The organism is Enterobacter cloacae complex sp. I1M (genome assembly GCF_014982425.1).
Classification (GTDB): Bacteria; Pseudomonadota; Gammaproteobacteria; order Enterobacterales; family Enterobacteriaceae; genus Enterobacter; species Enterobacter intestinihominis.
In genome coordinates this window covers 1-809 of sequence record NZ_JADCLG010000067.1, presented here as the reverse complement: position 1 = coordinate 809, position 809 = coordinate 1, and the positions used below count along the sequence as shown (strand labels likewise).

The following is an 809-nucleotide window of genomic DNA, read 5'->3' as shown; positions in this document are numbered from 1 at the left end:
CCCCTGTACTGGACTGGATTGCTACTAGCTATACCCCTGAAATGTGTTTTCAATGGTTGAATAACTATACTTTCGACATTGACATTAAGAATATAGGACCTGATGATAATAGTGTCAAAAAACGATTTATTTACCAAGTGTTGCGTTACTTTGATATTAAAGTAAGTCATGACACCCCCGCACAATCATTGGCTAATGAATATCAATACACTCTGCAAAATAAAATAATAAACTTGTCACATCAGGATTGAGAAAAATGACAAATCTACAAAAAGTTAACTCTGAATTGATGACATTACAAAATATAGCAGACAAGAATTATCAGTTTGTTATCCCTAGCTATCAACGACCGTATGTCTGGCCAGACAGCGATGTACTCAAACTATTTGAGGATATTGAGAAAGCCTGGCAAGCAAAGGAGCGGTTATACTTTATTGGCACTATATTGACCGCCGAGCAAAACCCCACAGAAAACACCCGAATCCTTGAGTTAATTGATGGGCAGCAAAGAACCACCACACTGGTACTAATTGCTTTGGCATTTCGTAAGGTTGGTATCAAAACTCCGTTAAGCAATATAGCCGTACTCGGCAAACAACCACGCCTGCAGTTTACTATCCGATACCAGGTTCAGAACCTTTTAGGGGGACTTGCTGGTTTAGAACAGTATCAACTCCCTTCAGCTAACGATATAAAGAACGATCCCTATCTAACTCATTTAGATGCAGCATTATCTGTTCTTATAAAAAAAGTCGATGCATTAAAACTTCAAGCAAGTGAATTTGCTGATTATATATTCAAAAATGTTC

Annotated in this window: 1 protein-coding gene and 1 pseudogene; both read left to right on the top strand. The window is 37.7% G+C overall.

Features of this window, described 5'->3' with window-relative positions:
* Positions 1-251 (top strand): annotated as a pseudogene (locus INF86_RS22560) (hypothetical protein); the annotation flags it as partial.
* Between the two features lie 5 nt (positions 252-256).
* Positions 257-809, top strand: a 553-nt coding sequence (locus INF86_RS22225) for a DUF262 domain-containing protein (protein WP_193543945.1), incomplete at its 3' end; no start/stop codon positions are given.